This is a genomic window from Frateuria sp. GZRR35, assembly GCF_051900415.1.
In the GTDB taxonomy this organism is placed as follows: domain Bacteria; phylum Pseudomonadota; class Gammaproteobacteria; order Xanthomonadales; family Rhodanobacteraceae; genus Frateuria_A.
In genome coordinates, this window is sequence record NZ_JBHZGL010000003.1 from 264,431 (window position 1) to 291,019 (window position 26,589).

Annotated in this window: 25 protein-coding genes; 14 read left to right on the forward strand and 11 right to left on the reverse strand. The window is 67.6% G+C overall.

Annotated features, from left to right (window positions below):
* The first annotated feature begins 16 nt into the window (after positions 1-16).
* Entirely contained in the window at positions 17-814 is a 798-nt protein-coding gene (gene hisF, locus ACFWZ3_RS05870) for an imidazole glycerol phosphate synthase subunit HisF (RefSeq protein WP_439706811.1), read from the forward strand.
* Entirely contained in the window at positions 807-1,418 is a 612-nt protein-coding gene (gene hisIE / locus ACFWZ3_RS05875; RefSeq protein ID WP_439706812.1) for a bifunctional phosphoribosyl-AMP cyclohydrolase/phosphoribosyl-ATP diphosphatase HisIE, read from the forward strand. The genes hisF and hisIE overlap by 8 nt, the downstream gene beginning before the upstream one ends.
* 432 nt (positions 1,419-1,850) lie before the next feature.
* On the opposite strand, the gene ACFWZ3_RS05880 is transcribed toward hisIE, so the two are convergent.
* From ACFWZ3_RS05880 to ACFWZ3_RS05895, 4 genes are all read right to left on the reverse strand, one after another.
* Positions 1,851-2,864, reverse strand: a complete 1,014-nt coding sequence (locus ACFWZ3_RS05880) for a C13 family peptidase (RefSeq protein ID WP_439706813.1) — start codon at positions 2,862-2,864, stop codon at positions 1,851-1,853.
* Between the two features lie 7 nt (positions 2,865-2,871).
* Positions 2,872-3,558, reverse strand: a complete 687-nt coding sequence (gene mtnC, locus ACFWZ3_RS05885; RefSeq protein ID WP_439706814.1) for an acireductone synthase — start codon at positions 3,556-3,558, stop codon at positions 2,872-2,874.
* 94 nt (positions 3,559-3,652) lie between these two features.
* Positions 3,653-4,207 carry a 1,2-dihydroxy-3-keto-5-methylthiopentene dioxygenase gene (locus ACFWZ3_RS05890; RefSeq protein WP_439706815.1) on the reverse strand — a complete coding sequence of 185 codons (555 nt, stop codon included), beginning with the start codon at positions 4,205-4,207 and terminating at the stop codon, positions 3,653-3,655.
* Positions 4,204-4,848 (reverse strand): methylthioribulose 1-phosphate dehydratase, encoded by a 645-nt coding sequence (locus tag ACFWZ3_RS05895; RefSeq protein WP_439706816.1) that lies wholly within the window; start codon positions 4,846-4,848, stop codon positions 4,204-4,206. The genes ACFWZ3_RS05890 and ACFWZ3_RS05895 overlap by 4 nt, the downstream gene beginning before the upstream one ends.
* 162 nt (positions 4,849-5,010) lie before the next feature.
* Between ACFWZ3_RS05895 and ACFWZ3_RS05900 the strand changes: the two genes are divergently transcribed.
* Positions 5,011-5,346, forward strand: a complete 336-nt coding sequence (locus ACFWZ3_RS05900) for a high-potential iron-sulfur protein (RefSeq protein ID WP_439706817.1) — start codon at positions 5,011-5,013, stop codon at positions 5,344-5,346.
* A 471-nt stretch (positions 5,347-5,817) separates the two neighbouring features.
* Here ACFWZ3_RS05900 and ACFWZ3_RS05905 read toward each other — a convergent pair whose 3' ends face one another.
* On the reverse strand, positions 5,818-7,272 hold the full coding sequence (locus tag ACFWZ3_RS05905; RefSeq protein ID WP_439706818.1) for an amino acid permease: 1,455 nt from the start codon (positions 7,270-7,272) through the stop codon (positions 5,818-5,820).
* A gap of 74 nt (positions 7,273-7,346) precedes the next feature.
* On the reverse strand, positions 7,347-8,831 hold the full coding sequence (locus ACFWZ3_RS05910; RefSeq protein ID WP_439706819.1) for an amino acid permease: 1,485 nt from the start codon (positions 8,829-8,831) through the stop codon (positions 7,347-7,349).
* Between the two features lie 162 nt (positions 8,832-8,993).
* On the opposite strand from ACFWZ3_RS05910, the gene ACFWZ3_RS05915 reads away from it, so the two are divergent.
* Complete coding sequence (locus ACFWZ3_RS05915) at positions 8,994-9,545, forward strand: NUDIX hydrolase (RefSeq protein ID WP_439706820.1); 552 nt, start codon at positions 8,994-8,996, stop codon at positions 9,543-9,545.
* A gap of 64 nt (positions 9,546-9,609) precedes the next feature.
* Here ACFWZ3_RS05915 and ACFWZ3_RS05920 read toward each other — a convergent pair whose 3' ends face one another.
* The 5 genes from ACFWZ3_RS05920 to ACFWZ3_RS05940 all read right to left on the reverse strand — a co-directional run bounded on the left by ACFWZ3_RS05920 (position 9,610) and on the right by ACFWZ3_RS05940 (position 15,560).
* Entirely contained in the window at positions 9,610-10,137 is a 528-nt protein-coding gene (locus ACFWZ3_RS05920; protein WP_439706821.1) for a 3-hydroxyanthranilate 3,4-dioxygenase, read from the reverse strand.
* A gap of 129 nt (positions 10,138-10,266) precedes the next feature.
* Positions 10,267-10,992, reverse strand: coding sequence for an anti-sigma factor (locus ACFWZ3_RS05925; RefSeq protein ID WP_439706822.1), 726 nt, complete (start codon positions 10,990-10,992; stop codon positions 10,267-10,269).
* Between the two features lie 7 nt (positions 10,993-10,999).
* Entirely contained in the window at positions 11,000-11,560 is a 561-nt protein-coding gene (locus ACFWZ3_RS05930) for a sigma-70 family RNA polymerase sigma factor (protein WP_439706823.1), read from the reverse strand.
* A 93-nt stretch (positions 11,561-11,653) separates the two neighbouring features.
* Positions 11,654-13,543: a DNA topoisomerase IV subunit B gene (parE, locus tag ACFWZ3_RS05935; protein ID WP_439706824.1), complete on the reverse strand. Its 1,890-nt coding sequence runs from the start codon at positions 13,541-13,543 to the stop codon at positions 11,654-11,656.
* Positions 13,544-13,760: 217 nt separating this feature from the next.
* Positions 13,761-15,560: an aminopeptidase P family protein gene (locus ACFWZ3_RS05940; RefSeq protein ID WP_439706825.1), complete on the reverse strand. Its 1,800-nt coding sequence runs from the start codon at positions 15,558-15,560 to the stop codon at positions 13,761-13,763.
* Positions 15,561-15,906: 346 nt separating this feature from the next.
* On the opposite strand from ACFWZ3_RS05940, the gene ACFWZ3_RS05945 reads away from it, so the two are divergent.
* The 10 genes from ACFWZ3_RS05945 to ACFWZ3_RS05990 all read left to right on the forward strand — a co-directional run bounded on the left by ACFWZ3_RS05945 (position 15,907) and on the right by ACFWZ3_RS05990 (position 26,586).
* Entirely contained in the window at positions 15,907-17,580 is a 1,674-nt protein-coding gene (locus ACFWZ3_RS05945) for a CTP synthase (RefSeq protein ID WP_439706826.1), read from the forward strand.
* Between the two features lie 106 nt (positions 17,581-17,686).
* A complete protein-coding gene (gene kdsA / locus ACFWZ3_RS05950; protein ID WP_439706827.1) occupies positions 17,687-18,520 on the forward strand; it encodes a 3-deoxy-8-phosphooctulonate synthase in 834 nt (277 codons plus the stop codon).
* Positions 18,521-18,636: 116 nt separating this feature from the next.
* A complete protein-coding gene (gene eno, locus ACFWZ3_RS05955; RefSeq protein WP_439706828.1) occupies positions 18,637-19,935 on the forward strand; it encodes a phosphopyruvate hydratase in 1,299 nt (432 codons plus the stop codon).
* Positions 19,936-19,956: 21 nt separating this feature from the next.
* Positions 19,957-20,283, forward strand: coding sequence for a cell division protein FtsB (gene ftsB, locus ACFWZ3_RS05960; protein WP_439706829.1), 327 nt, complete (start codon positions 19,957-19,959; stop codon positions 20,281-20,283).
* Position 20,284: 1 nt separating this feature from the next.
* On the forward strand, positions 20,285-20,974 hold the full coding sequence (gene ispD, locus ACFWZ3_RS05965; protein WP_439706830.1) for a 2-C-methyl-D-erythritol 4-phosphate cytidylyltransferase: 690 nt from the start codon (positions 20,285-20,287) through the stop codon (positions 20,972-20,974).
* Complete coding sequence (gene ispF, locus ACFWZ3_RS05970) at positions 20,974-21,447, forward strand: 2-C-methyl-D-erythritol 2,4-cyclodiphosphate synthase (protein WP_439706831.1); 474 nt, start codon at positions 20,974-20,976, stop codon at positions 21,445-21,447. The genes ispD and ispF overlap by 1 nt, the downstream gene beginning before the upstream one ends.
* Positions 21,444-22,829 (forward strand): magnesium transporter, encoded by a 1,386-nt coding sequence (gene mgtE, locus ACFWZ3_RS05975; RefSeq protein WP_439706832.1) that lies wholly within the window; start codon positions 21,444-21,446, stop codon positions 22,827-22,829. The genes ispF and mgtE overlap by 4 nt, the downstream gene beginning before the upstream one ends.
* Positions 22,830-22,919: 90 nt before the next feature.
* Positions 22,920-23,927, forward strand: a complete 1,008-nt coding sequence (gene truD / locus ACFWZ3_RS05980) for a tRNA pseudouridine(13) synthase TruD (protein WP_439706833.1) — start codon at positions 22,920-22,922, stop codon at positions 23,925-23,927.
* A gap of 84 nt (positions 23,928-24,011) precedes the next feature.
* Positions 24,012-25,331, forward strand: coding sequence for an ABC transporter permease (locus ACFWZ3_RS05985; protein ID WP_439706834.1), 1,320 nt, complete (start codon positions 24,012-24,014; stop codon positions 25,329-25,331).
* A 10-nt stretch (positions 25,332-25,341) separates the two neighbouring features.
* On the forward strand, positions 25,342-26,586 hold the full coding sequence (locus tag ACFWZ3_RS05990; protein WP_439706835.1) for an ABC transporter permease: 1,245 nt from the start codon (positions 25,342-25,344) through the stop codon (positions 26,584-26,586).
* Positions 26,587-26,589 lie beyond the last annotated feature (3 nt).

Below are 26,589 nucleotides of genomic sequence, written 5' to 3' on the forward strand. Positions count from 1 at the left end.
CCGGGGAGCGTCGCCCGTGCTGAGCCGTCGCATCATTCCCTGCCTGGACGTGCGCGAGGGGCAGGTGGTCAAGGGCGTGCGCTTCCGCGACCACGCGGTAGTGGGCGGCATCGTCGAGCTGGCGCTGCGCTATCGCGACGCCGGCGCGGATGAATTGGTTTTCTATGACATCACCGCCAGCCCGGAAGGCCGCTCGGTGGACCGGGCCTGGGTCGAACGGGTCGCCCGGGAGATCGACATCCCCTTCTGCGTGGCCGGCGGCATCCGCAGCGTGGAGGACGCACGCGCGGTGCTGTACGCCGGGGCCGACAAGGTCTCGATCAATTCGCCGGCGCTCGAACGGCCGGCGCTGATCGCCGAACTGGCCGACGCGTTCGGCGTGCAGTGCATCGTCGTGGGCATCGATTCCCTGCGCGATGAGGACGGGCAGTGGCGGGTGCGCCAGTACACCGGCGATCCGTCGCGCACGCAGGCGCTGCCGCGGCGCACGCTGGACTGGATCGCCGAGGCGCAGCACCTGGGCGCGGGCGAGATCGTGCTCAATTGCATGGGCAGCGACGGCGTGCGGCAGGGTTACGACGTGCCGCAACTGGCCCAGGCCCGCGCGGTGTGTGCGGTGCCGCTGATTGCCTCGGGCGGGGCCGGGGCGAGGGAGCATTTCCGCGACGTCTTCACCGCCGCCGATGTGGACGGTGCGCTCGCCGCAAGCGTGTTCCATTCCGGCGCGATCGAAGTGCCGGCGTTGAAGCGATGGCTGGCGAAGCAGGGCGTGATGGTGCGCGTCGCCGTCGAACCGGAGACCTGTGATGGTTGAGCAGATCGACTTCGCCAAGGGCGACGGCCTGGTCCCGGCGATCGTGCAGCACTGGCTTACGGGCGAGGTGCTGATGCTGGGCTACATGGATGCCGAGGCGCTTGCGGCCACGCGCGACACCGGGCTGGTGAGCTTCCACAGCCGCAGCAAGGGCCGTCTGTGGACCAAGGGCGAGAGTTCCGGGAACGTGCTGCGGCTCAAGAGCCTGCATGTCGACTGCGATGCGGACGCGTTGCTGGTGCTCGCCGCACCGGCTGGGCCGACCTGTCATCGCGGCACGTCCAGCTGTTTCGACGGGGCGCAGTTGCCCTTGGGCTTTCTGGCAGAGCTCGATGCACTGGTCGCCCGGCGTGCGGCCGAGCGACCGGCCGGCAGTTACACGACGAAGCTGTTCGAGGGAGGCATTCGCCGGATCGCCCAGAAGATCGGCGAGGAGGGCGTGGAAACCGCGCTTGCCGCCGTCGCGCAGGGCGATGCGGAGCTGCTCGGTGAAGCGGCGGATCTGCTGTTCCACCTCACCGTCGCCCTGCGGGCGCGGGGGCTGGGGCTCGCGGATGCGGCTGCGGTGCTGGCTGACCGGCACGCGCAACGCTCCGCCGAATGACGGTAGGAGCGCACCTTGTGCGCGACCGCCATGCGGGCATGTGCCAAGTGCCCACCTTTGCCGGTCGCGCCCAGGTGCGCTCCTACAAGGGGCCGATCAGGGATGGGCAGCCATCACTGCCTGCGACTGTTTAGGCGGCTGAAACGGCACGGTCAGATGATTCGGCGACCCTTGTAGGAGCGCCCTTGGGCGCGACTGCCATGCCGGCCTGTACCCGAGGCCGCCGTTGCCGGTCGCGCCCAGGTGCGCTCCTACAAGGGGTCGATCAGGGATGGGCAGCCATCACTGCCTGCGACTGTTTAGGTGGCTGGAATGGCACGGTCGGATGATTCGGCGACTCTTGTAGGAGCGCCCTTGGGCGCGACTGCCATGCCGGCCTGTACCCGAGCCCGCCGTTGTCGGTCGCGCCCAAGGGCGCTCCTGCAGGTCGGCTCAGGGATGGGCAGCCATCGCCGCCTGCGGCTGGGTTGCGGGCTGGAAGGGGACGGTCGGACCAAGCTCCAATCCGTCCCGCCATCGCGCCAATTGCGCGGCGATGCCTTTGCCGACCGCCATCTGCGGTTCCGACGGGAGCAGGCGGTCCTGTCGCTCCCACTTTGCGATCTCGCCCTTGGCCTGCGCGAACGCGGCAATGAAATCCGGGGTGCGGTTCAGCGCGTCGACCAGCCAGGCGCGGCCGAAATAGGTCGCCGCCGAGTCGTTGCCGCAGCCGAATGAGCTGCGGTCGCTGCGTGCAGCGGTGAGTACCAGGGTGCCGTCGCCCTGCAGCGGCGGGATGAAGCCCCCGGAGTAGCAGGCGTTGACCACCATGACCTTCCACTTGAACGGTCGCGCCGCCAGGATCGCTCCCAGGTCCTGCGCGCCGATCTGGTCCAGCGGCAGCGGGTCCATGTCCACCAGCAGGGTATGGTCCTCGCTGCCGTGGGTGGTCAGGTAGAGCAGCAGGATGTCCTGTTGCGGGTCCATGGCGTCCGCCAGGCCATCGAGCGCGCTTTCCAGGTTGCTCCAGGTGGCCAGAGGCCGCGTGGAAAGCGTGTCCGGGGAGTTCTCCAGCACCAGTGCGTGCGCGGTGGGACCGAAGTGTCGGGTAAACAGGCGCGCGGCGTATTCCGCTTCGTTGTGGAAGACAGCCTCGGTGCCGTCGCCGGCAAAGGCGAGCAGGTACAGGTTGGGCTTGCCGGGAATGCGGGGACGTAGCTTCGCGAGCGCGGTATCCAGCAACTTTGGCTGGGTGTAGAGCACCTGCTCGGGCGTGGGCGCCTGCTCTGGCCAATCGTCCTGCGGCGGCGCGGGCGCCTCGGCGTCGTCCAGCCATGCTGGCGCCGAATGAGCGGGCGGTGGCACGCGTGACGCCTGCGCAGCCGGATGAGGCCGCCAGCCTTGCACCAGCAGCATCGCCAGCACGCCGGCGGCAAACGCGAGCAGGGCGATCAGGCTGCCGCGCATGACGGCGTCAGGGCTCGATGGCGTCGAAGTCCGCGTAGGCGGGGTGGCGCGGCTCGGCTGGCAACACCTGCGGTGCGCGCAACAGCCAGCCAGTCTGCATGCCGGCGGCGCGGGCGGCGTCCAGTTCCTCGACGATGTCGGAAAGGAACAGGATGTGCTCCGGCCGTTCGCCGATCGCCTCGGCGATGGTCGCGTAGGAGGCCGATTCGCGCTTGGGCCCGGTCTGGGTGTCGAAGTAGCCGGCAAACATCGGCGTCAGATCGCCGGCATCGCTGTAGCGGAAGAACAGCTTCTGCGCCGGCACCGAACCGGATGAGTAGACGTACAGGTGCAGGCCCTCGGCGCGCCAGGCGTGCAGGCGGGCGGATACCTCCGGATAGACGTGCGCGCGGTACTCGCCGGCCTCGTAGCCTTCCTGCCAGATCATGCCCTGCAGCGCCTTGAGCGCGGTGGACTTGCGGTCCTGGTCGATCCAGCCGAGCAGCAGTTCGATGATCTCCTGGCGGCTGGCTTCGATGATGCCGGCTTCCTTTGCCGCCTCGTGCAGCCAATGCTGCACTTCCGGCTTGTCGGCATGCGTCTCGATGAAGGCGGGCAGGCGCTTGCGGGCGTACGGGAACAGTACGTCCTTGACGAAGTCGATCGAGCTGGTGGTGCCCTCGATGTCGGTGACGATGGCGCGGATCGTGGTCATGGGCGGCACGTGTTCGGGGAGACGGCAAGGATAGCCGAGGTCCCGTAGGGTGGGCTTCAGCCCACCGAAGCCTCGCGGCGAATCGAAGGTGGACTCAGCGCGTGGTGGGTTCCATGCGCGGAAAGCGCTCGGCGATGTCGGTGCCGGTGAAATTGGCGACCCAGCCTTCCTTGTTGGTGAACAGGCGGATGGCGACAAAGTAGGGCGATTCGCTCATGTCGAACCAGTGCGGCGTCCCGTCGGGCACGCCGATCAGGTCGCCGGCCTCGCACAGCACGTCGTAGACCCTGCCGCCGACATGCAGCGTGAACTGGCCGCTGCCGGCAACGAAGAAGCGGACCTCGTCCTCGCTGTGCGTGTGTTCGCTCAGGAACTTCTGGCGGAGCGTGGCGCGCTCCGGATGATCCGGTGCCAGGCTGATGACGTCGACCGACTGGTAGCCCTCGTCGCGCATCAGGCGGTCGATGTCCGTGCGGTAGGCGGCGATCACGTCGTCCTGGCTGGCGCCGGGCGCGATGGGAGCGTTGGCTTCCCACTGCTCGAAGCGGACGCCCACCTTGCCAAGTTCACGGGCGATATCGGCCGGCGCGATATGCACCGACACAGGCGTGGAAGGCTGGGCGTCTTCGTAGATGCGCAGGCGGCTCATGCGGACAGTCTCCTCAGGTCGAGCTCGCAACCGAGCAGGAATTCCAGCGCTTCCAGATGGCGGCGTGCCTCGGCCATGTCGGCGCCCCAGGTGTAGATCCCGTGGCCGTCGATCAGGTAGGCATGCAACGGCTTGCCCGCATCCAGCCAGGCGTCGATGCGCTCGACCAGTTCGGGCATGTGCTGGGTGTTGGGGAACACCGGGATCTCCAGCACGCTCTCGTGCGTGGTGTAGCCGGTGATGGCCTTCTGCAGCTCCCAGCCTTCCAGCCGCACGGCGCCCTCGCCCGCGAACAGCCGCGACGCCACGCTCTGCGTGCGGGAGTGTGTATGAAGCACTACCTGCGCTTGGGGCAACCGGCGGTAGGCCTGCGTGTGCAGCCCGGTTTCGGCACTGGGACGGGCGCGGGTGCCCACCGCATGGCCTGCCATGTCTACCAGCATGATGTCCTCGCGGCCCAGGCGTCCCTTGTCACGGCCGGAAATCGTGATGGCCGCGAGTTCGTCGTTCACGCGCATCGAGAAGTTGCTGCTGGTGGCGGGCGTCCAGCCAAGCGAGGCAAGCTCGCGCGCGGCCTCGGCGATGGCGTCGGCGCAGAGCGCGAAGCGGGCGGGGTCGACGGAGGAGGGCAGTTCCTGCATGGTGGTTTGGACGTCTAAACGGTGCGCGACTATAACACGCCGGCCTGTGCGCCCAATGGCAAATGCGAGTCGTTCTCGCAAGTCAGGTGGAATTGACGTTTGCGGCGTACCATCGCGACAGGCTGCCGCGTCCGCGGTGGCGGAAACAACGGAGGTTCAACCATGTCGCAAGAAAAAGACGTCGAATCGCGTCGTCGCTTCCTGAAAGTCGCGGCCGGCACTGCGGCGGCCGCCGCGGTCGTCGGTGGGTTGCCGCGCTTCGCGCGTGCCGCTGACCTGCCGCACGTGGCCGAGTCCGACCCGACGGCGAAGGCGCTCGATTATGTCGAGGACGCCAGCAAGTCGAAGAATCCCAAGCACAAGCCCGGCGATGTCTGCGCGAACTGCCAGTTCTATACCGACCCCAGCGCCAAGGCTTACGGTCCCTGTCAGTTGTTCCCCGGCAAGTCGGTGAACGCCAAGGGCTGGTGTGTCTCGCACACGGCCAGGAAGGCCTGAGTACGCGCGCACTTGTTCGACGCGCGTCGCGTCGAGAATTCACGTGTGAGGAAAGGGGCCGATCGGCCAGTCTGAAAAGTGCTGCCCAGACGCGTCAGGCTGAGGAGCTGACCCGCCTGACGCGCCGGGCGGCGATCCGGGGCCCACTGCCAAGTGATCAACCCTCGGAACACAGATGATACTCCCGTGGGGGCCAGTTCGGATGCGGGTCGCTGGATTTTTTATCGGAAAACTTCCGTTAAGTTCATAAATATCAATAGCTTGGAACGATAAATAGTTCGCGGGCGTATCTTCCGCTATTGTTATTTTTCAGTTAAGTGTCGCGTCCGCCCACGAACGTCGCCGAACGAGCGGGTTTCTGAAATCCGTGTGTATGCTTACGGGAGGGCGGCCAGAAAGCCGCTTGTCCGGGAGGATGCAAGGTTGGCTCAAACGCACCCCGCAAGCGGGTGACTGCCCGGTAACCGTACGTCAGTTGCCGGCTGAAGCCGACGCATTGCGCAACTGGCTATGCCGGCGGCCGTAGGCGAAATAGATCACCAACCCGACCGCCGTCCAGATTCCCAGCATCAGCCACTGATACCAGTTTTCCCAGTAGAGCAGCGTCAGGCAGCTCAGCACGCCCAGCGTGCAGGTCACCGGTGCCCACGGCACGCGGAAGGTGCGAGGCAGTTCCGGCTGGGTATGACGCAGGACCAGTACGCCGGCGCACACCGCCACGAACGCGATCAACGTGCCCATCGAAACCAGGTCGCCCAGGATATCGAGCGGGAAGACCGCAGCCAACGCGGCAATGCCTAGGCCGGTGATCACGGTATTGATGTGCGGCGTGCGGTAGCGGGGGTGGATCTTGGCAAAGACCGGCGGCAGCAGTCCGTCGCGGCCCATGATCATAAAGATGCGCGGCTGCGCGATGATCATCACCAACACCACCGAGGACAGGCCGATCAGCGCGCCGACCTCGACCAGCCAGCGCAGCCATTCCAGTTCCGCGTGCGCCTTGACGGCCGTGACCACCGGCTCGGCCGTGCCCAGCAGCTTGAACGGCAACAGACCGGTGATGACTGCCGCCATGCCCACGTAGAGCACGGTACAGATGGCCAGCGAGGCGATCGTGGCGATGGGCAGGTCGCGCTGCGGGTTCTTTGCCTCCTGCGCGGCGGTCGAGGTCGCCTCGAAACCGATGTACGCGAAGAACACCAGCGTCGACGCGCGCATGATGCCGGACCAGCCGAACTTCTCCGGTCCTTCGTTGGTCGGGATGAACGGGTGCCAGAGCTCCGGGTTCACGTAGCGCCAGCCGGCCACGATCACCACCACGATCAGGCCGACCTTGAGTAACACCATGGCGACGTTCGCGCCGCTGGATTCGCGGATACCCACGTAGCACAGCCAGGTCAGCGCCAGCACGATGGCCACGGCAGGCAGGTTGAACAATGCGCCGGTGCTCACCAGGTGTCCGCCCTGGTAGGCAAGGGGGGCGGTCGTGAGGGCGGCGGGCAGATGGATGCCGATATGGTCCATCAGACTCACGAAGTACCCGGTCCAACTCACCGCCACCGCGGAGGCCGATACGCCGTACTCGAGCACCATGTTCCACCCGATGAACCAGGCGACCAGTTCACCCAGCGTCGCGTAGGCATAGGAATAGGAGCTGCCCGACATCGGGATCAGCGTGGCGAATTCGGCATAGCACAGCGCAGTGAAGCTGCAGCACACCGCCGCGATGATGAAGGCGAGGATCACCGCCGGGCCGGCATGTTCGGCCGCGGCCTGCCCAGTGATCACGAAGATGCCGCCACCGATCACCGCGCCGATGCCCAGTGCGGTCAATCCCCATGGGCCCAGCGTGCGGCGCAGGCCGGGGCCGTGCGCGTCGTCGGCGTCGGAGAAGTCGGTCTTGCGGGCGAGCAGTTGCTTCAGCATGGGCATTCCGGACATGAAACCGGCACGGTTTTCACCGTGCCGGCGGGTTTTCACTGGAGAGGAGACGCCAAGCGTCAGGCCGGTTCGGTGCCGTTGGCCAGGTGGCTCTTGCGGTGGCCGTACAGGTAATACACCACCAGGCCGATGGCGCCCCACACGAAGAAGGTGATCTTCGCTTCCTTCGACAGGTTCAGGAACAGCAGCAGGCAGCCGATGATGGCCAGCGGGCAGATCAGCCACGGCAGCGGCGTGCGGAATGGACGCGGGCGCTCCGGCTGCGTGCGGCGGAGGATCAGGACGCCGATCGAGACCATGATGAACGCGAACAGCGTGCCCGAATTGGTGATGTCGGCCAGGATGCCGACCGGGAACAGCGCGCCGAACAGCGACACGAAAGTGCCGGTGATCAGCGTGATCACGTGGGGTGTGTGATAGCGCGGATGGATCTTGGCGAGCGAGCCCGGCAGCAGACCGTCGCGGGACATGGTGAAGAAGATGCGGGTCTGGCCGTAAGTCATCGTCAGGATTACCGACGGCAGGGCGATGCCGGCAGCGAAGGCGATGAAGCCACCGATGGTGTTGTGGTCCAGCAGGCGCACCACGTGGGCCAGCGCCTCCTTGCTGCACACCAGCGCGTCCGAGCCAACGCAGGCCGCCGCGAACGCCGGCGTACCGGGGGCCAGTGCCACGCCGTCCGGGCCCAGCATGGGCTGCGCGCCCACGGAGCCGACCGCGCCGTAGCTGACCAGCAGGTAGTAAATCGTGCAGACGCCGAGCGAGCCGATCAGGGCGATCGGGATGCTGCGATTGGGATTCTTGGTTTCTTCGGCCGCCGTGGAGATCGCGTCGAAGCCGATGTAGGCGAACACGATCGACGCGGCGGCGCCCAGCACGCCGATGCCGCCCATCGGGCTGCCCCAGCCGTTGGGCACGAACGGGTGGAAGTTCTGGTCCTGCACCGCCGGCACGGCGACGAAGATGAAGGCGGTGAGCGCGGCGATCTTGATCAGCACCAGCACGGTGTTGACCTTGGCCGACTTGGAGGTGCCCAGCACCAGCAACAGGGTGACTGCCAAGCCGATCGCGCATGCCAGCAGGTTGAAGCTGCCGCCATCCATCGGACCCACCTGCAGGAAATGCGGCAAGCCCCATCCGGCGTGAGTCAGCAGGCCGTTGACGTAACCGGCCCAACCGACGCAGACGGTACTGGCGGCGATGGTGTATTCGAGCACCAGCGCCCAACCGACGATCCAGGCGATACCTTCACCGAGCACGCCGTAGGTGTAGGTGTAGGCCGATCCGGCCACCGGCACCATCGAGGCGAGTTCGGCGTAGGCCAGTGCGGCCAGGGCGCAAACGACGGCGGCAATGACGAAGGCGATCATCATGCCCGGGCCGGCTTTCTGGCCCGCTTCGGCGGTGAGCACGAAAATGCCGGTGCCGATGATCGCGCCAATGCCCAGCATGGTGAGCTGGAACGGACCGAGCTGTCGGACGAGGGACTTCTTTTCGGCGGTAGCGAGAATCTGGTCGAGCGGCTTGACGCGCTTAAACAGCATAGCGTTCCCCATGGAAAGACGGCGTGCTCCCCGACCCTTTGCGTTAGCGACGCGTTGAGCCGATGTGACGGGCAACCTTAGCCGAGCGTGACTGGGGGTACAAGCGCCGCAAGGCATGCGACGGCGCCGCTAGAATTGCGGTTTGCCCCTCGTCCCACGAACATGCCCGACACATCGATCCACCGGCTTGGCAACGCCCTGCATCGGCACGGGGAAGCCTTCCCGGACACCCACGATGTACCCGATTTCCTTGCGTTTCTGGCCAGTGCGCCGGAGGCGTTCGAACGTACGCATGCGTCCGGTCATTTCACCGGCTCGGCGTGGCTGGTCAGCGCCGATGGCGAGCGCGTGCTTCTGACCCATCACCGCAAGCTCGGTCGCTGGTTGCAGCTGGGAGGACATGCCGATGGTGATCCGGACCTTGCGCGCGTGGCGTTGCGCGAGGCGGAGGAGGAATCCGGGCTGGTGGACTTGGTGGTCGAGCCGGAGATTTTCGACCTGGATCGGCACCTGATCCCTGCTCGCGGCAGCGAACCGGCGCACTGGCACTACGACGTGCGTTACGTCGTGCGCGCGACGGCAAGCGAGGCGTTCGCCGTCAGCGAGGAGTCGTTCGACCTGGCCTGGCATTCCATCCGGGCGATCGCGCAGGATCCGCTGGCGGACGAGTCGCTGCGACGCATGGCGAGTCGCTGGCTGGCCCGCACTTTGTAGGGTGGGCTTTCGCCTATCGCGTTGCGTGCGCGGGAGGGCGGCGGGCTTGAGCCCCCCTACGCGGTCAGGCGGACTCGTAGCGCGCGGGCGCGGGGTTAAGATGTCCGCAGGCATCGCAGGTGCGCGCCTCGCGCGAGCGGTAGAAGCGGTCGAACACCGGCGGGAAGTCCTGCTCGATGCTGGCCAGGGTGAAGTACTCCTCGTACAACTTGTGGTTGCAGCGCTCGCAGAACCACAGCAGGCCATCCTGCTCGCCCGCCAGGCGGCGGCGTTCGATCACCAGGCCCACCGATTCGGGCATGCGCTGGGGCGAATGCGGCACCCGTGCCGGCAGGTAGAGCAGCTCGCCGGCGCGGATCGGAATATCGCGTGCGACACCTTCGTCCTGCACCTTGAGCACCATCTCGCCTTCGAGCTGGTAGAAGAACTCCGGGCCTTCGTCGTAGTGGTAGTCGGTGCGCGCGTTGGGACCACCCACGATCATCACGATGAAGTCGCCGTCGACGATGCATTTGTTGCCGACCGGCGGCTTGAGCAGGTGGCGGTGTTCGTCGATCCAGCGTTGCAGGTCGATGGGCGGTAGCAGGGCCATGGCTGCGCTCGGCGTATGTAGATGCCTAACCTTAGCGCGTGGAGTTCACCTGTAGGAGCGCACCTGTGCGCGGCCATGGTGAGTGGCGGTCGCGCACAGGTGCGCTCCTGCAGGATGTCGGGCGGCCGGTCAGGCCCCAGCGATGGCGCCCTTGGCGATGACCGGACCGGTCGGCTGCCCGGTGGGCGAACCGCCCGGCGGCTCGACCGAAACCGCCAGCAACGCGCGGTTGCTCAGGCGCGCGACGATGGCCGGCGACAGGCGCAGCGTGGTTGGGCGGTCGGTCGGGAAAACGCCCAGCGAGATCGGCTTTTCACCCGGCGGGATCAGCCAAAGCTCGGTGGAGCGGTTGGCCTGCACCGGAGGCGGCGCGGCCGGCACCACGACCATGCGGGCGTGCTGCGGATCCATTGTCGCGGTCCAGCCGGGCTGGCCGTTGTCCTGCGCGATGGTGGCGACCATGTAGCCGGCCGGCGCCACGACCGGCGTCGGCGCACGTGGCGTGAGCACGGTGAATACGATGGCCGCGGCAGCCACCAGGCTCGCGCCTATGCCCACCCAGCGCCATAGGTTGAGGCTATCCCACCAGGAGCTGCGCTCAGGTGCGCTGCGTGGAGCGGCCTCGGTCAGCCCGAGCGAGTGCAGGATGCGCGCCCACACGTAAGCTGGCGGCGCGACTTCGGGAACATCTTCGGCCATGGATGTCAGGTGGCGCTGCCACTGGAGTACGGCTTGGGCCGCCGCGGCGTCGCTACGCACCTCCTGCTCGACGGCCGCGCGCGCGTGGGCGTCCAGCACGCCGAGCACGTACTCGGCGTGACGCAGTTCGTCGCGGTTGTCGGGGGTGGTGGCCATGCGGTGCTCAGGTCTCCAGGCACGCCTTCAGGCGGATCAGGCTTCGGCGGATCCAGCTTTTCATGGTGCCTAAGGGTACTCGGCAGCGGTCCGCCAGCTCGTTATACGTAGCGCCTGAGAAAAAGGCTTCACGTACCGCCGACTTCTGCTGCGGTTCGAGCGCATCCATGCAGCGCTCGAGTCGCACCCGGTCCTGGCTGGCCTCGGCCTGCAGCGCCGGCGAGGGCTGGTCGTCGTCCGGGCGATCGAGGCGGTCCGGCTCGTCCAGCAGCTCCTCGCGGTGCTGGCGCAGGCGGTCGATCGCCTTGTTGCGGGCCAGCGTGACCAGCCAGGTGATCGCGCTGGCGCGGGCGGCGTCGAAGCTGTCGGCGCGGCGCCACACGGTGGTGTAGACCTCCTGCAGCACTTCCTCCGCTTCGCCGCGGTCGCGCAACATGCGCAGGCAGACGCCAAACAGCTTGGCGGAGGTCCGGCGGTAAAGCTCGGTGAAGGCGCCCTGGTCGCCGCCGGCGGTGGCCAGCAGGATGCGGGACAGCTCCTCGCGGTCGAGTGGCGAGGCGGGACTCACGCGATCGCCGTACGGCAGGCAGAACGCTGGACGGCGAGGCTCGGGGCTGGCATGCGCCGCAGCATGACGGCTGCCGTGCCTGCCAGCAAGCGGTCAGACTTCCAGCGTGGCCAGGTCGCCCTTTTCTTCCAGCCAGCTCTTGCGGTCGCCGGCACGCTTCTTTGCCAGCAGCATGTCCATCAGCCTGGCCGTGCCCTCGCTGTCGTCGACGGTCAGCTGGACCAGGCGGCGGGTGTCCGGATGGATGGTCGACTCGCGCAGCTGCGCCGGGTTCATCTCGCCCAGGCCCTTGAAGCGGGTGACCGAGACGGCGCCCTTCATTTTCTCGCGCTCGATCTTCTGCAGCATGGACTGCTTCTCGGCCTCGTCCAGGCAGTAGAACACCTGCTTGCCCACGTCCACGCGGAACAGGGGCGGCATCGCGACGAACACATGCCCCTCGCGCACCAGCGAGGGGAAGTGACGCAGGAACAGCGCAGACAGGAGGGTGGCGATGTGCAGTCCGTCGGAGTCAGCGTCGGCCAGGATGATCACCTTGCCGTAGCGCAGGCCGGAGAGATCGTCCTTGCCCGGGTCGCAGCCGATCGCCACGGCCAGGTTGTGGACTTCCTCCGAGGCAAGCACGGAGGTGGACTCGACTTCCCATGTGTTCAGGATCTTGCCGCGCAGCGGCAGGATCGCCTGGAACTCCTTGTCGCGCGCCTGCTTGGCGCTGCCGCCGGCCGAATCACCCTCGACCAGGAACAGCTCGGTACGGGTGAGGTCGGTAGCCGTGCAGTCGGCCAGCTTGCCGGGCAGGGCGGGGCCCTGGGTGATCTTCTTGCGCACCACCTGCTTGGCGGCCTTAAGGCGCGCGCTGGCGCGCTCGATGGCGAGCTGGGCGATCCTCTCGCCCAGGTCCACGTGCTGGTTGAGCCACAGGCTGAAGGCGTCGTGCACCACGCTCTCGCACAGCGCGGCGGCGTTGCGCGAGGACAGGCGCTCCTTGGTCTGGCCGGCGAACTGCGGGTCCTGCAACTTCGCCGAGAGCACGAAGGCCAGGCGCTCCCACACGTCCTCGGGGGCGAGCTTGACGCCGCGCGGGAGCAGGTTGCGGATGTCGCAGAACTCGCGGATGGCATTGGTCAGGCCCGAGCGCAGGCCGTTGACGTGGGTGCCGCCCTGCGCGGTGGGGATCAGGTTGACGTAGCTCTCCTGCACCAGCTCGCCCTCGGGCAGCCAGGTAAGGGCGACATCCAGGCCTTCGGTGTCGCGGGCGACGTGGTGGACGAACAGGTCGGCAGGGATCGAGTCCGCGCCGTCGAGCTCGCCCCGCAGGTAGTCGCGCAGACCGTCCTCGTAGTACCACTCGCTGGTCTCGCCGCTGGCTTCGTCGACCAGCTTCACGCTGAGGCCGGCGCAGAGCACGGCCTTGGCGCGCAGCAGGTGCTTGAGCTTGGGGACGGAAATCTTCGGAGAGTCGAAGTACTTCGGATCGGCCCAGAAACGCACGGTGGTACCGGTCTTCTTCTTCGGCACCGAGCCGATCACTTCCAGCTCGCTGACGCGGTCGCCGTGCTCGAACGCCATGCGGTATTCGCTGCCGTCGCGACGGATGGTCACCTCCACGCGTTGCGACAGCGCGTTGACCACCGACACGCCCACGCCGTGCAGGCCGCCGGAGAAGTTGTAGTTCTTGCCGCTGAATTTGCCGCCAGCGTGCAGGCGGGTGAGGATCAGTTCGACGCCCGGCACGCCTTCCTCCGGGTGGATGTCCACCGGCATGCCGCGGCCGTCATCGCTGACCTCGACCGAGCCGTCGCCGTGCAGCACCACCTCGATCGCCCTGGCGTGGCCGGCCAGCGCCTCGTCCACCGAGTTGTCGATGACTTCCTGCGCCAGATGGTTCGGGCGCGAGGTGTCGGTGTACATGCCCGGGCGGCGTTTGACGGGATCGAGGCCGGAGAGGACTTCGATGTCGGCGGCGTTGTAGCGACTGCTCATGCGTGGGGTCGGTCAGGGAACGGAAGCGTTGCAGGATGGCGAGAGGCGGGCGGGGTGGTCAAGCGGAGTCGCTCGCGAAAGGCGCGCCCGCCATCCGTCGCCGGCGCCTTCCCCCCGTTGCGGGGAAGGCTCGACGGGGAGGGCGCAGCGGTCGTGTCCTTCCCCGTTCCACGGGGAAAGGTGCGCGAAGGGCGGATGGGGGCAACCTTGCGGGGAACTACAATGGCGCGCAATGCCGCTCCAGCCACGCCAGGTCCGCATCTTCGAGCAGCGGCGCCAGTGCCGCCCGCACGGTGGCGTGGTAATCGTCCAGCCAGGCGCGCTCTTCCGGGTTGAGCAGGCCCGGCTCCAGCGCGCGACGATCGAACGGGCACAGCGTGAGCGTCTCGAAGGCGTAGAACTCGCCGAACTCGGTCTGGTCCGCCTGCACTACGACCGCGAGGTTCTCATGGCGGATCCCGTGGCGCGCCGGCTTGTAAAGGCCCGGTTCGATCGAAGTGATCATGCCCGGCTCCAGCGGAACCAGCGCGCCATGGGGCACCGGCGGGCGGATCGCATGCGGGCCTTCGTGCACGTTGAGGAAGTAACCCACGCCGTGGCCGGTGCCATGGCCGTAGTCCAGGCCGCTGGCCCACAGCGGCGCACGCGCCAGTGCGTCCAGCTGCGGGCCGCTCGCGCCCTTGGGAAAGCGAGCACGGGACAAGCCGATCAGGCCCTTCATGACCAGCGTGGCGTCGCGACGCTGCTCGGCGGTGGTCTCGCCCAGCGCCAGCACGCGGGTAATGTCGGTGGTGCCGCCGAGGTACTGGCCGCCGGAGTCGACCAGCAGCAGTCCCTTGCGCTGCAGCGTGCTGTGCGCTTCCGGGGTGGCGCGGTAGTGGGGCAGGGCGCCGTTGGCCTGATAGCCGGCGATCGTGGCGAAGCTTTCACCCATGAAATCCGGCTGTGCCGAGCGCTCGTCGCGCAGTAGCGCGTCGACGTCAAGCTCGGTCTGCGCCATGCCGGCGGCCAGGCGCTCTTCCAGCCGGCGGAAGGCGCGCACCAGCGCAGCACCATCGCGGCGCATGACCTCACGGATGTGTTCAAGCTCGGCTTCGGTCTTGTGGGCCTTGAAGGCGGTCGAGGGGTTGGCCGCTTCCACGCGCCCGGCCCCGGTGCCGATCGCGTCGGCCACGGTGCAGACCACGCGGGCGGGATCGAGCAGCAGGGCTGCATCCTTGCCCAATTCGCCCAGCGCGTCGGTGACGGTGGCGTAGTCGGCGATCCGGATGCCGTCGGCCTTGAGCGCGGCGACCAGCGTGTCGGACAGCTTGCCGCGGTCGATGAACAGCGTGGCGGGCCCGTCGGTCTCCACCAGCAGGTGGGCCAGGAACACCGGGTTGCACTCCACGTCGCTGCCGCGAAGGTTGGTCAGCCAGGCGACGTCGTCCAGGCTGGACACCAGGTGGTGCGTGGCCTGCTGGCGACGCAGGCTGGCGCGCAGGCGTTCGAGTTTTTCCGCGCGGGTGGCCCCCGGGAAGCCGGACGCGTGTTCGAACACTGGCGCCCTGGGCAGGGCGGGCCGGTCCGTCCAGACCTCGCCCGGCAGGTCCAGGTCCGTGCGCACCCGCGCGCCGGCCTCGTCCAGCAGGCGTTCGACCTGCTTGCGGGCGGCGACGGACAGGCTGTCGCCGGCGACAGCCAGCACGTCGCCCTCGTTCAGGTGTTCCTGCAGCCACTGCAGGTGCTCGGGGGCGTGCGAGATCTTCTGCTTCTTGAGCGCCACGCCCGTGCCGGCCAGCTGCTGTTCGGCCTGGGAAAAGTAACGCGAGTCGGTCCACAGGTCGGCGGCGTGGGCGGTCACCACCAGCGTGCCGGCCGAGCCGGTGAAGCCGGACAGCCACTCGCGGGCGGCCCAGTGCGCGGGCAGGTACTCGGACAGGTGCGGGTCGGCGGAAGGGATCAGGCAGGCGGCAACGCCGTGCTTCTGCATGGCCATGCGCAGGGCTGCAAGGCGGGAGGGGATGGGGGTGGTCATCCATCCATGCTAGCGCCTTCCACGAGAGTGGTTCACGCCCGGTGCGGGCGAGAAGCACCGGGGTCGAAGCGCCGCGGCGGTCCCGGTGAGCCTTTCGACTCCATCGCCTGGCGCTAAGCCAGGGCGAACGGTGTGGGGGATATGGTGAGCCCGAACCACAGCCCTCTATCGTTGGTGGAGAGGGCTTGAAGGGCCGATCAGGGAACGGGCAGAGCGCGGAATCGGGTGCCAGCGAACCCTTGCCCGGGGGGAAAGAGGCCCCGAGCATGAATCGCGCGACTCTTTAAGTCTCGCCGTCGGGCCCGTCACCCGCTAAAATGCCGAATTTCCAGCACGGCTGCATTCCATGACCCCCCTGATTTTCGTCACCGGCGGTGTGGTGTCCTCGCTCGGCAAGGGCATCGCGGCGGCGTCGCTTGCGTCCATCCTCGAGGCGCGCGGGCTTTCGGTCACCATGATGAAGCTCGATCCCTACATCAATGTGGATCCGGGAACCATGAGTCCCTTCCAGCACGGCGAGGTCTACGTGACCGACGACGGCGCGGAGACCGACCTGGATCTGGGCCATTACGAGCGCTTCGTCCACACGCGGCTGACCGGCAAGAACTCGATCACCACCGGCAAGATCTACGAGAGCGTGATCCGCAAGGAGCGCCGCGGCGACTACCTGGGCGCCACCGTGCAGGTGATCCCGCACATCACCGACGAGATCAAGCACTGCGTGCACGAGGCCACGCGCGGCTTCGACGTGGCGCTGGTGGAGATCGGCGGCACGGTCGGCGACATCGAGTCGCTGCCGTTCCTGGAGGCGATCCGCCAGTTGCGCATCGAGCATGGGCCGGAGAAGTGCCTGTTCATGCACCTGACCCTTGTGCCGTATATCAAGGCTGCCGGCGAGATCAAGACCAAGCCGACCCAGCATTCGGTGAAGGAGCTGCGCTCGATCGGTATCCAGCCAGACATCCTGCTGTGCCGTTGCGAGGAAGCGCTGCCGGAGAGCGAGCGGCGCAAGATCGCGCTGTTCACCAACGTGCCCGAGAACGCGGTCATCAGCGCGGTCGACGTGGACGTGATCTACAAGACCCCGCTGTGGCTGCACAGCCAGGGCCTGGACGACATCGTGGTCCGGCGCCTGGGTCTGGATGCCAAGCCGGCCGACCTCTCCAGCTGGCGCCGCACCGTCGAGGCGGTGGAGCATCCGAAGGACGAGGTCACCATCGCGATCGTCGGCAAGTACGTCGAGCACAAGGACGCCTACAAGTCGCTCGGCGAGGCGCTGCGCCACGGCGGCATCAAGCAGCAGACCCGCGTCAACCTGGACTGGATCGATTCCGAACAGGTCGAGGCCGAGGGCGCGAAGAAGGTGCTCGGCAAGGCCGACGCGATCCTGGTGCCGGGCGGCTTCGGCAAGCGCGGCTTCGAGGGCAAGGTGCTTTCGGCCAAGTACGCCCGCGAGAACGGGGTGCCCTATTTCGGCATCTGCTACGGCATGCACGCGGCGGTGGTCGACTTCGCCCGCAACGTGGCCGGCCTCAAAGACGCCGATTCCAGCGAGAACGACCGCAACACCGGCAACCCGGTGATCGCCCTCATCACGGAATGGACCACCGCCACCGGCGAGACCGAGCAGCGCAGCGAGCACTCCGACCTGGGCGGCACCATGCGCCTGGGCTCGCAGGAGGCGCGCCTGAAGACCGGTACGCTGGCGCGCGAGACTTACGGCCAGGAAGTGGTGCGCGAGCGCCATCGCCACCGTTACGAATTCAACAACCGCTACCGCCAGGATTTCGAGGATCTGGGCCTGGTGGTTTCCGGCAAGTCGATGGACGACCTGTTGGTCGAGATCGTCGAGCTGCCGCAGCAGAAGCATCCGTGGTTCCTGGCCTGCCAGGCGCACCCGGAGTTCACCTCCACGCCGCGTGACGGCCACCCGCTGTTCATCGGTTTCGTCGAGGCGGCGCGCGAGTACAAGGCGATGCGCGAAGGCGAGAAGCTGGCCGGTGCGCAGGCGAGGGCGTGACCTCGCGGTAGTGCGTGACTCCACGACCGTCCTTCTGCTTGCGCGGAAGCGGCCCCTCCAGCGGTGGCAGCTCGCCGGTCAGGCGAGCCCATGACAGGAAACATCCATGAAGCTTTGCGGTTTTGAAGTCGGCCTCGACCAGCCCCTGTTCCTGATCGCCGGCCCCTGCGTGGTCGAGTCCGAACAGTTGCAGCTGGACGTCGCCGGCAAGCTCAAGGAGATCACCGGCCGGCTCGGCGTGAACTTCATCTTCAAGTCCAGCTTCGACAAGGCCAACCGCTCCTCCGGCCAGAGCTTCCGCGGGCCGGGCCTGGAAGAAGGCCTGCGCGTGCTGGCCGAGGTCAAGCGCCAGATCGGCGTGCCGGTGCTCACCGACGTGCACGAATACACGCCGATGAACGAAGTGGCGGCGGTGGTCGACGTGCTGCAGACGCCCGCGTTCCTGTGCCGCCAGACCGACTTCATCCAGAACGTGGCGCGCGCCGGCAAGCCGGTGAACATCAAAAAGGGCCAGTTCCTCGCGCCGTGGGACATGAAACACGTGGTCGCCAAGGCCAAGGCCGTGGGCAACGACGACATCATGGTGTGCGAGCGCGGCGCGAGCTTTGGCTACAACAACCTCGTTTCGGACATGCGTTCGCTGAGCGTGATGCGCGAGACCGAATGCCCGGTGGTGTTCGACGCGACCCATTCGGTGCAGCTCCCGGGCGGGCAGGGCGCGAGCTCCGGCGGCCAGCGCGAGTTCGTGCCGGTGCTGGCGCGCGCGGCGGTGGCGGTCGGCGTGGCCGGCCTGTTCGCAGAGACGCATCCCGATCCAAGCAAGGCGCTTTCCGACGGCCCCAACGCCTGGCCGCTGGGCAAGATGGAAGCGCTGCTGGAAACCCTGATGGAGTTGGACGCCGTGACCAAGCGCCACGGCTTCCTGGAACAAGCGCTATAAGCTCGGCCCCTTGTAGGAGCCCGCTCGCGGGCGGTGCTCTTCCTCAAGACGAGAAAAAGCATCGCCCGCAGGCGGGCTCCTGCAGTAACCCTTCCACCTTTCGATGACGGACCACCATGACCACGACGATCACCCGCATCCACGCCCGTGAAATCCTCGACTCGCGCGGCAACCCCACGCTGGAAGCCGAAGTCACCCTGGACGGCGGCGCGTTCGGCCGGGCCGCGGTGCCCAGCGGCGCCTCGACCGGTTCGCGCGAGGCAGTGGAACTGCGCGACGGCGACAAGGCGCGCTATGGCGGCAAGGGCGTGACCAAGGCGGTCGCCAACGTCAACGGCGCCATCGCCGAGGCGCTGAAGGGTTTCGACGCGGCCGACCAGAAGGGCCTGGACGGCAAGCTGATCGCGCTGGACGGCACCCCGAACAAGGGCAAGCTCGGCGCCAATGCGTTGCTGGGCGTTTCGATGGCCGCAGCACACGCGGTGGCCGCCTCGCGCGGCGAGCCGCTGTGGAAGTACCTCTCGCACGGCAAGCCAGGCAGCCTGCCGGTGCCGATGATGAACATCGTCAACGGCGGCGCGCATGCCGACAACAACGTCGACGTGCAGGAGTTCATGATCCTGCCGGTCGGCGTGCCCAACTTCGCCGAGGCGCTGCGCGCCGGCGCGGAAGTCTTCCACGCCCTCAAGAGCGTGCTGAAGGCCAAGGGGCTCAACACGGCAGTGGGTGACGAGGGCGGCTTCGCGCCGAACCTGCGCTCCAACATCGAGGCGCTGGACACCATCCTCGAAGCGGTCGGCAAGGCCGGCTACAAGGTCGGCAGCGAGATCCTGCTCGGCCTGGACGTGGCCAGCTCCGAGTTCTTCAAGAACGGCAAGTACGACCTGGAAGGCGAGGGCAAGGCTTACGCGCCAGAGCAGTTCGTCGACCTGCTCGCCGGCTGGGCGAAGCAGTACCCGATCGTGACCATCGAAGACGGCATGGCCGAGGGCGACTGGGACGGCTGGAAACTGCTTACCGACAAGATCGGCAAGGACGTGCAGCTGGTGGGCGACGACCTGTTCGTCACCAACCCGTCGATCTTCCGCGAGGGCATCGACAAGCACATCGCCAACGCGATCCTGATCAAGGTCAACCAGATCGGCACGCTGTCCGAGACGCTGGAAGCCATCGCCATGGCGGATGCCGCGAAGTACGCGGCGGTGGTTTCGCATCGTTCGGGCGAAACCGAAGACACGACGATCTCCGATATCGCCGTTGCGACGACCGCGACCCAGATCAAGACCGGCTCGCTTTGCCGTACCGACCGCGTGGCCAAGTACAACCAGCTGCTGCGCATCGAGGAGCAACTGGGCAGTGCCGCCCGTTATGCCGGCCGCGACGCGTTCCCCAACCTCGCCCGCCTGCCGGGCTGACGCTGACAGGTCCCACCGCCCATGCTGCGCTGGATCGCCCTGATCCTCATCGTGATCCTGATCGGTCTGCAGCTTAAGCTGTGGGCCGGCAGCGGCGGCATGCACGAAGTGCAGACGCTGCGCGCATCGGTGCAGAAGCAGGCCGGCGAGAACGACAAGCTGCTGCAGCGCAACCAGGCGCTGGCGGCGGACGTCAGCGACCTCAAGCATGGCGAGCAGGCGGTCGAAGCACGCGCCCGCGCGGAGCTGGGCCTGATCAAGCCCGGCGAGACGTTCTACCAGGTGGTCGAACGACCGGCCGGCAGCGCCAGCAGCCCGCCACCGGCCAGCGACGGCGGCGGGCACTGACATGGCCACGCTGTGGTGCGTGATACCGGCCGCCGGACGCGGCACCCGGGTCGGCGGCGACTGCCCCAAGCAGTACCTGCCGCTGGCCGGGCGCGCCTTGATCCTGCACACGCTGGAGCGGTTGGCGACACACCCGCGCATCGCCGGCTTGATGGTGGCGCTGGCGGCCGATGACGCACGCTGGCCGGGTATCGACCACCTGGGCGGCAAGCCCGTGCTCACCACGATCGGCGGGGGCGAGCGCGCCGACTCGGTACTGGCCGGCCTGCGCGCACTGCCGGCCGGCGTTGGCGAGGAGCAGTTCGTGCTCGTGCACGACGCAGCGCGCCCCTGCGTGCGCGCCGCCGACATCGAACAGCTGGTCGAACGGGCTTCGGCGGTCGAGGGCGGCCTGCTCGGCGCGCCGCTGCGGGACACCCTCAAGCGCGCCGACGAGCGCCAGCGCAGTGTCCAGACCGAGCCGCGCGAACAGCGTTGGCGCGCCTTCACGCCGCAGATGTTCCGCCGCGGGCAGCTTGTGGCAGCGCTGGAGGCGGCCAGTCGCGCGGGCGTGCCGGTCAGCGACGAGGCGATGGCGATGGAGCGGGCAGGTGTCGCGCCGCTGCTGGTGGAAGGCGCCGAGGACAACATCAAGGTGACGACGGCCGCGGATTTCGCGCTGGCCGAGTTCCTGCTGACGAGGACGGGGTAATGCGCATAGGCCAGGGTTTTGACGTGCACGCGTTCGGCGAGGGCGATTTCGTCGTGCTCGGCGGCGTGCGTGTCCCGCACCATCGCGGCGTGGTCGCGCACTCCGACGGCGACGTGGTGATCCACGCGCTGTGCGATGCCATTTTCGGCGCGCTTGCGCTCGGCGACATCGGCAGGCACTTCCCGCCCTCGGACGAGCGCTGGCGCGATGCGGACAGCCGCCAGTTCCTGCGCCACGCGGCCCTTTTGATGTCGCAGCACAACTACACGCTCGGCAATGCCGACGTCACCGTGATCTGCGAGGCGCCCAAGGTCGGCCCTCACACCGAAACGATGCGCGCGAACCTGGCCCAAGACCTTGCCTGCGAGGTCGCCCGCATCAGCATCAAGGCCACCACCACCGAAAAGCTCGGCTTCACCGGCCGCGGCGAAGGCATCGCGGCGCAGGCCTGCGTGCTGCTGGAGCGCGCGTGAGCGAAGCCGAAGCACGCGGCGCAAACCGGCTGCCGGAGCAGCTGGAAGCCATTACGGCGCTGTTGGCGCGGCTTGCCGAAACGCCCGAGCCCGACGACCAGGCACAGCTGCAGCAACTGCTCGACGAACTGCATCCGGCCGACATCGCGTTCGTGCTGGAGGCGCTCCCGCTGGATGCGCGCCTGACTGTCTGGCAGCGGGTGAAGGCCGACCGCGACGGCGAGATCCTGCTGGAAGTTTCCGACGCGGTGCGCGAATCGCTGATCGCGGACATGGACCAGCGCGAGATCCTCGCGGCGGTCGAGCCGCTGGACGCCGACGAACTGGCCGACCTGGTCGAGGACCTGCCCACCGAAGTCCTGCCCGAGCTGATGGCCAGCCTCGACGCGCAGCAGCGCGAGCGGGTGCAGTCGGCGCTGTCCTGGGAAGAGGACCAGATCGGCTCGCTGATGGACTTCGAGATGGTCACGATCCGCGAGGACGTGAGCCTTGAGACCGTGCTGCGCTACCTGCGCCGCTTCGACGAGCTGCCCGCGCAGACCGACAAGCTGTTCGTGATCAACCAGGACAACCTGTTGACCGGCGTGCTGCCGCTGCACTGGTTGCTGGTCAACTCGCCCGAGAAGATGGTCAGCGAGGTGATGGCCCCGGACGTCAACACCTTCCACCCGGGCGACGATGCCTACGAAGTGGCGCAGGCGTTCGAGCGCTACGACCTGGTGACCGCACCGGTGGTGGACGACCATGGCCGGCTGATCGGCCGCATCACCGTCGATGCGATGGTCGACGTGATCCGCGAGGAAAGCGAGAGCGAGGCGCTGAGCCGCGTCGGCCTGCGCGAGGAAGAAGACATCTTCGCGTCGGTGTGGGCGAGCTTGCGCAACCGCTGGTCGTGGCTTGCGATCAACCTGGTCACTGCCTTCATCGCTTCGCGCGTGATCGGCCTGTTCGAGGGCGCGATCGAAAAACTGGTGGCGCTGGCCACGCTGATGCCGATCGTCGCCGGCATTGGCGGCAACTCCGGCAACCAGACCATCACGATGATCGTGCGTGCGCTGGCGCTCAACCAGATCACGCCCGACAGCGCCAAGCGGCTGTGGCGCAAGGAGCTGGCCGTGTCGCTGTTCAATGGCCTGGTCTGGGGCGGGGTGATCGGTGTGGTGGCGTGGCTGTTGTACGAGAACATCGCGCTCGGCGTGGTGATGACCGCGGCCATGACGCTCAACCTTCTGCTGGCCGCCTTCTGCGGTGTCGGCATACCGATGCTGATGATGAAATTCGGCCGCGACCCGGCGCTCGGATCGAGCGTGTTGATCACGGCGATGACCGACAGCGGCGGGTTCTTTATCTTCCTTGGGCTGGCCACGCTGTTCCTGATGTAACGCACGCCGCCCCGTAGCTTCCGCTTGCGGGCGATCTTTGGCCCATCGCCCGCATGCGGGCTCCTGCAAGAAACCTCAAGGCTTTACCGGATGCACGAACTTCCCTACGCCCACGGCACCCCACCCCTCACCGCGCGTCTGCGGGCTGCGCCGGAGGACTTCCTCGTCGAGGAAGTCCTCGGCTACGACGCCGAGGGATCGGGCGAGCATGCGCTGCTGTGGGTGGAGAAGCGCGGCGCCAACACCGACTGGGTGGCACGCGAGCTGGCCCGCTTCGCCGGCGTGCCGCCGGTGGCCGTCGGTTACGCGGGCCTGAAGGACCGCCACGCGGTGACCCGGCAGGCTTTCACCGTGCAGCTGGCGGGCAAGCCGGATCCGGACTGGTCGGCCTTTCCGCATGCGGAAGTGAAGGTGCTCGCCGCCACCCGGCACAACCGCAAGCTCAAGCGCGGTGCGCTGCGGGGCAACCGTTTCGTGCTGGTCCTGCGCGAGGTGCAGGGCGATCGCGCAGAAGCCGAGCGGGTGCTGGCAGCCATCGCCGCGCGCGGTGTGCCCAACTACTTCGGCGAACAGCGCTTCGGCCGCGAAGGCGGCAACGTGGCGCAGGCACGGGGCATGTTCGCCGGCCGCCGGGTCGACCGCGACAAGCGCAGCTTCCTTTTGTCGGCCGCCCGGTCGCACATCTTCAACGGCGTACTCGCTGCTCGCGTGGAGCAGGGCGCATGGGATACGCCGCTGGAAGGCGAGATCTGGTCGCTTGCCGGTTCGCGCTCCTGGTTCGGACCGGAGCCCTTCGACGCCACGCTGGCCGAGCGCCTGGCGAAGGGCGATATCCACCCCTCCGGCCCGCTCTGGGGGCAGGGCGAGCCGCCCACCACCGGCGAGGCAGGTGCTTTGGAACGTCAGGTGGCTGTGCGCGACACCGACCTGGCCGAGGGGCTTGCGGCGGCCCGCATGGATCAGGAGCGCCGCCCCCTGCGCCTGCTGCCCCGCCATCTCTCCTGGCGCTGGGTGGCCGACGACGCACTGGAACTGGGGTTCGAACTGCCCGCCGGCGCCTATGCCACCGTGGTGGCGCGCGAGCTGGCACAGGCCTGACGCGCCGTCCCCGACTCCGGCGTTTTATATCGCCGGGGTTCGCACTCGGTTACAGTCCGCTGCGGGGGATCCACGGGAAAGGGAATGCTGCGCTATTACTTGGGCCTGGCGTGGCGCAACTGCCTGCGCAGCAAGGCCCTGACCGCACTTGTGGTCATGCTTATGGGCTTCGGGGTGGCGGCGTGCGCGTTGAGTTATGCCGTGCTCAGGGTGGCGGCAAACGACCCAGTCCCTTCCAGATCGGACCGCCTGTTCGTGCCCCAACTCGATAGTTTCGGGCCGGCGCACAACGGCAATGGCCAGCCGCCTGACCAGCTCAGCTACACCGACGCGTTGGCATTGCTGCATGCACGCCGCGCGTCCCGGCAGACGCTGGTTTATCCGACGAACTTCGGCGTCGTGCCGGCCGATCCGTCGCGCCAACCGCTCCCCCAATCAGGCGAGGCGGTCACCGCCGACTTCTTCACGATGTTCGATGTGCCGTTCCGTTACGGAGGCGGCTGGAATGCGGCAGCGGACGAACGCCGCGCGGCGGTCGCGGTGATTACCGATGCGCTCAATCGCAAGCTGTTCGGCGACGTCGACAGCACCGGTCGCATCGTGACGCTGGACGGACACGCCTACCGTATAAGCGGCGTGCTCGGCGATTTCGACCCGTTGCCGCGCTACATCGACATCGCCAGCACCTGGAACGGTTTTGGCAAGTTGCCGCAGATCTACGTGCCGTTCGCTCGCGCCGTCAACCAGCACAAGACGCCCCTCACCAACTATTGCAGCAGCACGAGCGCGGCACCTTACGTGTCCGACTGGAGCGGTTTCCTTGCCAGTGGATGCGTGTGGATCAACGGCTGGGTCGAGCTGCCGGATGCCGCCAGCGTGGCCGCCTATCACCGGTTTCTTGTTGGTTACGCCTCCGAACAGCAGAGGCTGGGGCGTTTTGCTTGGGCCGCCAACGTGCGGCTGCCGGGCCTGATGCAGGTGCTGGCCGACCATCGCGCAGTACCGCGCGAATCGAAGCTGTCGGCGTGGGTATCGTTGGGTTTCCTCCTCGTGTGCCTGGTCAACGTGGTCGGTCTCTTGCTGGCGCGCTTCAGTCGCCGCGGACTGGAGATCGGCGTGCGCCGCGCACTCGGCGCGCCACGGCGTGAGATCGTGCGCCAGTTCCTCATCGAGGCGACGGTCATCGGGATGGCTGGCGGCGCGCTGGGCGTGCTGCTCACGGCGCTGGGCATGGCGAGCCTCGACCGGGTGTTCGTGCCACAGATCGCACGCCTGGCGCGGCTGGATCTAGCGCTGATGGCGCTGGCTTTGTTGGCGGCCGTGGCCGGGACGCTGGCTGCGGCCCTCTGGCCCACATGGCGCGCTGCCCGGATGCGTCCCGCGTGGCAGCTTGCTCAGGGATGAGGAACCCATGATGCGCGTGTGGATACAGCTCCAGCCGATTCTCGCCGCCCTGCGGCGCCACAAGGCGGCGACGGCGCTGATCGTGCTGCAGGTCGCCTTGACGCTTGCGGTGGTGAGCAACGCCCTGTTCGTGCTGCACACGCGACTGGCGCATCTGGCGCGGCCGACCGGTACCGACGAGGCCAACCTGTTCGTCATCCGCAACGGCTGGCTTGGTCATGACGACGGCGCGCGCGTCGATGCGCGGATGCGCGCCGACCTCGCTACCCTGCGCGGCTTGCCCGGCGTGCGCGACGCCTTCGCCAGCGAGGCCTACCCGTTGCAGGGCGGCGGAGGCCTGCCGGTCGGCCTCAAGCGCGAGCCCGCCCAGACGACGCGACCGCGGATTGCCATCAGCTACTTCGCCGACGAACATGCGCTGGAAACACTGGGCGTGCGGCTGGTTGCCGGCCGCAATTTCCGCGCCGACGAAATCGTGCAGGCCGGATCGTTCGACAGGATTGCGCCAGCCTCGATCATCATTACCCGCGATCTGGCGAACAAGCTCTTTACCGACGGTTCGCCAGCGTTGGGCCAAACCGTCCATCTCGACGGGCCGAGCGTGATCATCGGCATCATCGACCGGTTGCAGGGCGCCTACGCGGGCAGTTCGGTGCGCAGCATCGACGAGGACACGGTGCTGCTACCGGCCCGGTTGGCCGACCCGGACGGTACGGTCTACCTGGTCCGATCGCGCACCGGCCAGCGCGCCGCGGCAATGCGCGCGTCGGTCGCCGCGCTGCTGGCGCAGGACCGCATGCGCCTGATCGACCCGGACGAAGGCGTGTTGACGCTGACGCAGGCGCGCGAGCTGGGATACACGATCGATCGCGGCGTCGCCACTGCCATGGTGGTGCTCAGCGTGTTGCTGCTGCTGGCCACGGCCGGCGGCATCGTCGGCCTGAGCAGCTTCTGGGTCAGCCAGCGGCGCCGACAGATCGGCATGCGCCGGGCGCTGGGTGCTACGCGAGGCGACATCCTTGCCTATGTCCGGATCGAGAACTTCCTCATTGTCGGTGCCGGGGTCGGGCTCGGCGTGGTGCTCGCCATCGGCGCCAATCTCTGGTTGATGACACGGGGCGAACTGCCGCGGATGCCACCGTGGTTTGCACTGGCCGGCGCGATGGTGTTGTGGCTGCTCGGTCAGCTTGCCGTGCTGGGGCCGGCGCGGCGTGCCGCCGCGGTGGCGCCGGTAGCGGCGATACGCGCCGACTGATCG

Bases quoted from the DNA above. Each gene is read 5' to 3' on its own strand.
- hisIE (WP_439706812.1), top strand. From the start codon at position 807: ATGGTTGAGCAGATCGACTTCGCCAAGGGCGACGGCCTGGTCCCGGCG.
- ACFWZ3_RS05880 (WP_439706813.1), bottom strand. From the start codon at position 2,864: ATGCGCGGCAGCCTGATCGCCCTGCTCGCGTTTGCCGCCGGCGTGCTG.
- mtnC (WP_439706814.1), bottom strand. From the start codon at position 3,558: ATGACCACGATCCGCGCCATCGTCACCGACATCGAGGGCACCACCAGC.
- ACFWZ3_RS05890 (WP_439706815.1), bottom strand. From the start codon at position 4,207: ATGAGCCGCCTGCGCATCTACGAAGACGCCCAGCCTTCCACGCCTGTG.
- ACFWZ3_RS05895 (WP_439706816.1), bottom strand. From the start codon at position 4,848: ATGCAGGAACTGCCCTCCTCCGTCGACCCCGCCCGCTTCGCGCTCTGC.
- ACFWZ3_RS05900 (WP_439706817.1), top strand. From the start codon at position 5,011: ATGTCGCAAGAAAAAGACGTCGAATCGCGTCGTCGCTTCCTGAAAGTC.
- ACFWZ3_RS05905 (WP_439706818.1), bottom strand. From the start codon at position 7,272: ATGCTGAAGCAACTGCTCGCCCGCAAGACCGACTTCTCCGACGCCGAC.
- ACFWZ3_RS05910 (WP_439706819.1), bottom strand. From the start codon at position 8,831: ATGCTGTTTAAGCGCGTCAAGCCGCTCGACCAGATTCTCGCTACCGCC.
- ACFWZ3_RS05915 (WP_439706820.1), top strand. From the start codon at position 8,994: ATGCCCGACACATCGATCCACCGGCTTGGCAACGCCCTGCATCGGCAC.
- ACFWZ3_RS05920 (WP_439706821.1), bottom strand. From the start codon at position 10,137: ATGGCCCTGCTACCGCCCATCGACCTGCAACGCTGGATCGACGAACAC.
- ACFWZ3_RS05925 (WP_439706822.1), bottom strand. From the start codon at position 10,992: ATGGCCACCACCCCCGACAACCGCGACGAACTGCGTCACGCCGAGTAC.
- parE (WP_439706824.1), bottom strand. From the start codon at position 13,543: ATGAGCAGTCGCTACAACGCCGCCGACATCGAAGTCCTCTCCGGCCTC.
- ACFWZ3_RS05940 (WP_439706825.1), bottom strand. From the start codon at position 15,560: ATGACCACCCCCATCCCCTCCCGCCTTGCAGCCCTGCGCATGGCCATG.
- ACFWZ3_RS05945 (WP_439706826.1), top strand. From the start codon at position 15,907: ATGACCCCCCTGATTTTCGTCACCGGCGGTGTGGTGTCCTCGCTCGGC.
- kdsA (WP_439706827.1), top strand. From the start codon at position 17,687: ATGAAGCTTTGCGGTTTTGAAGTCGGCCTCGACCAGCCCCTGTTCCTG.
- eno (WP_439706828.1), top strand. From the start codon at position 18,637: ATGACCACGACGATCACCCGCATCCACGCCCGTGAAATCCTCGACTCG.
- ftsB (WP_439706829.1), top strand. From the start codon at position 19,957: ATGCTGCGCTGGATCGCCCTGATCCTCATCGTGATCCTGATCGGTCTG.
- ispD (WP_439706830.1), top strand. From the start codon at position 20,285: ATGGCCACGCTGTGGTGCGTGATACCGGCCGCCGGACGCGGCACCCGG.
- ispF (WP_439706831.1), top strand. From the start codon at position 20,974: ATGCGCATAGGCCAGGGTTTTGACGTGCACGCGTTCGGCGAGGGCGAT.
- truD (WP_439706833.1), top strand. From the start codon at position 22,920: ATGCACGAACTTCCCTACGCCCACGGCACCCCACCCCTCACCGCGCGT.
- ACFWZ3_RS05985 (WP_439706834.1), top strand. From the start codon at position 24,012: ATGCTGCGCTATTACTTGGGCCTGGCGTGGCGCAACTGCCTGCGCAGC.
- ACFWZ3_RS05990 (WP_439706835.1), top strand. From the start codon at position 25,342: ATGCGCGTGTGGATACAGCTCCAGCCGATTCTCGCCGCCCTGCGGCGC.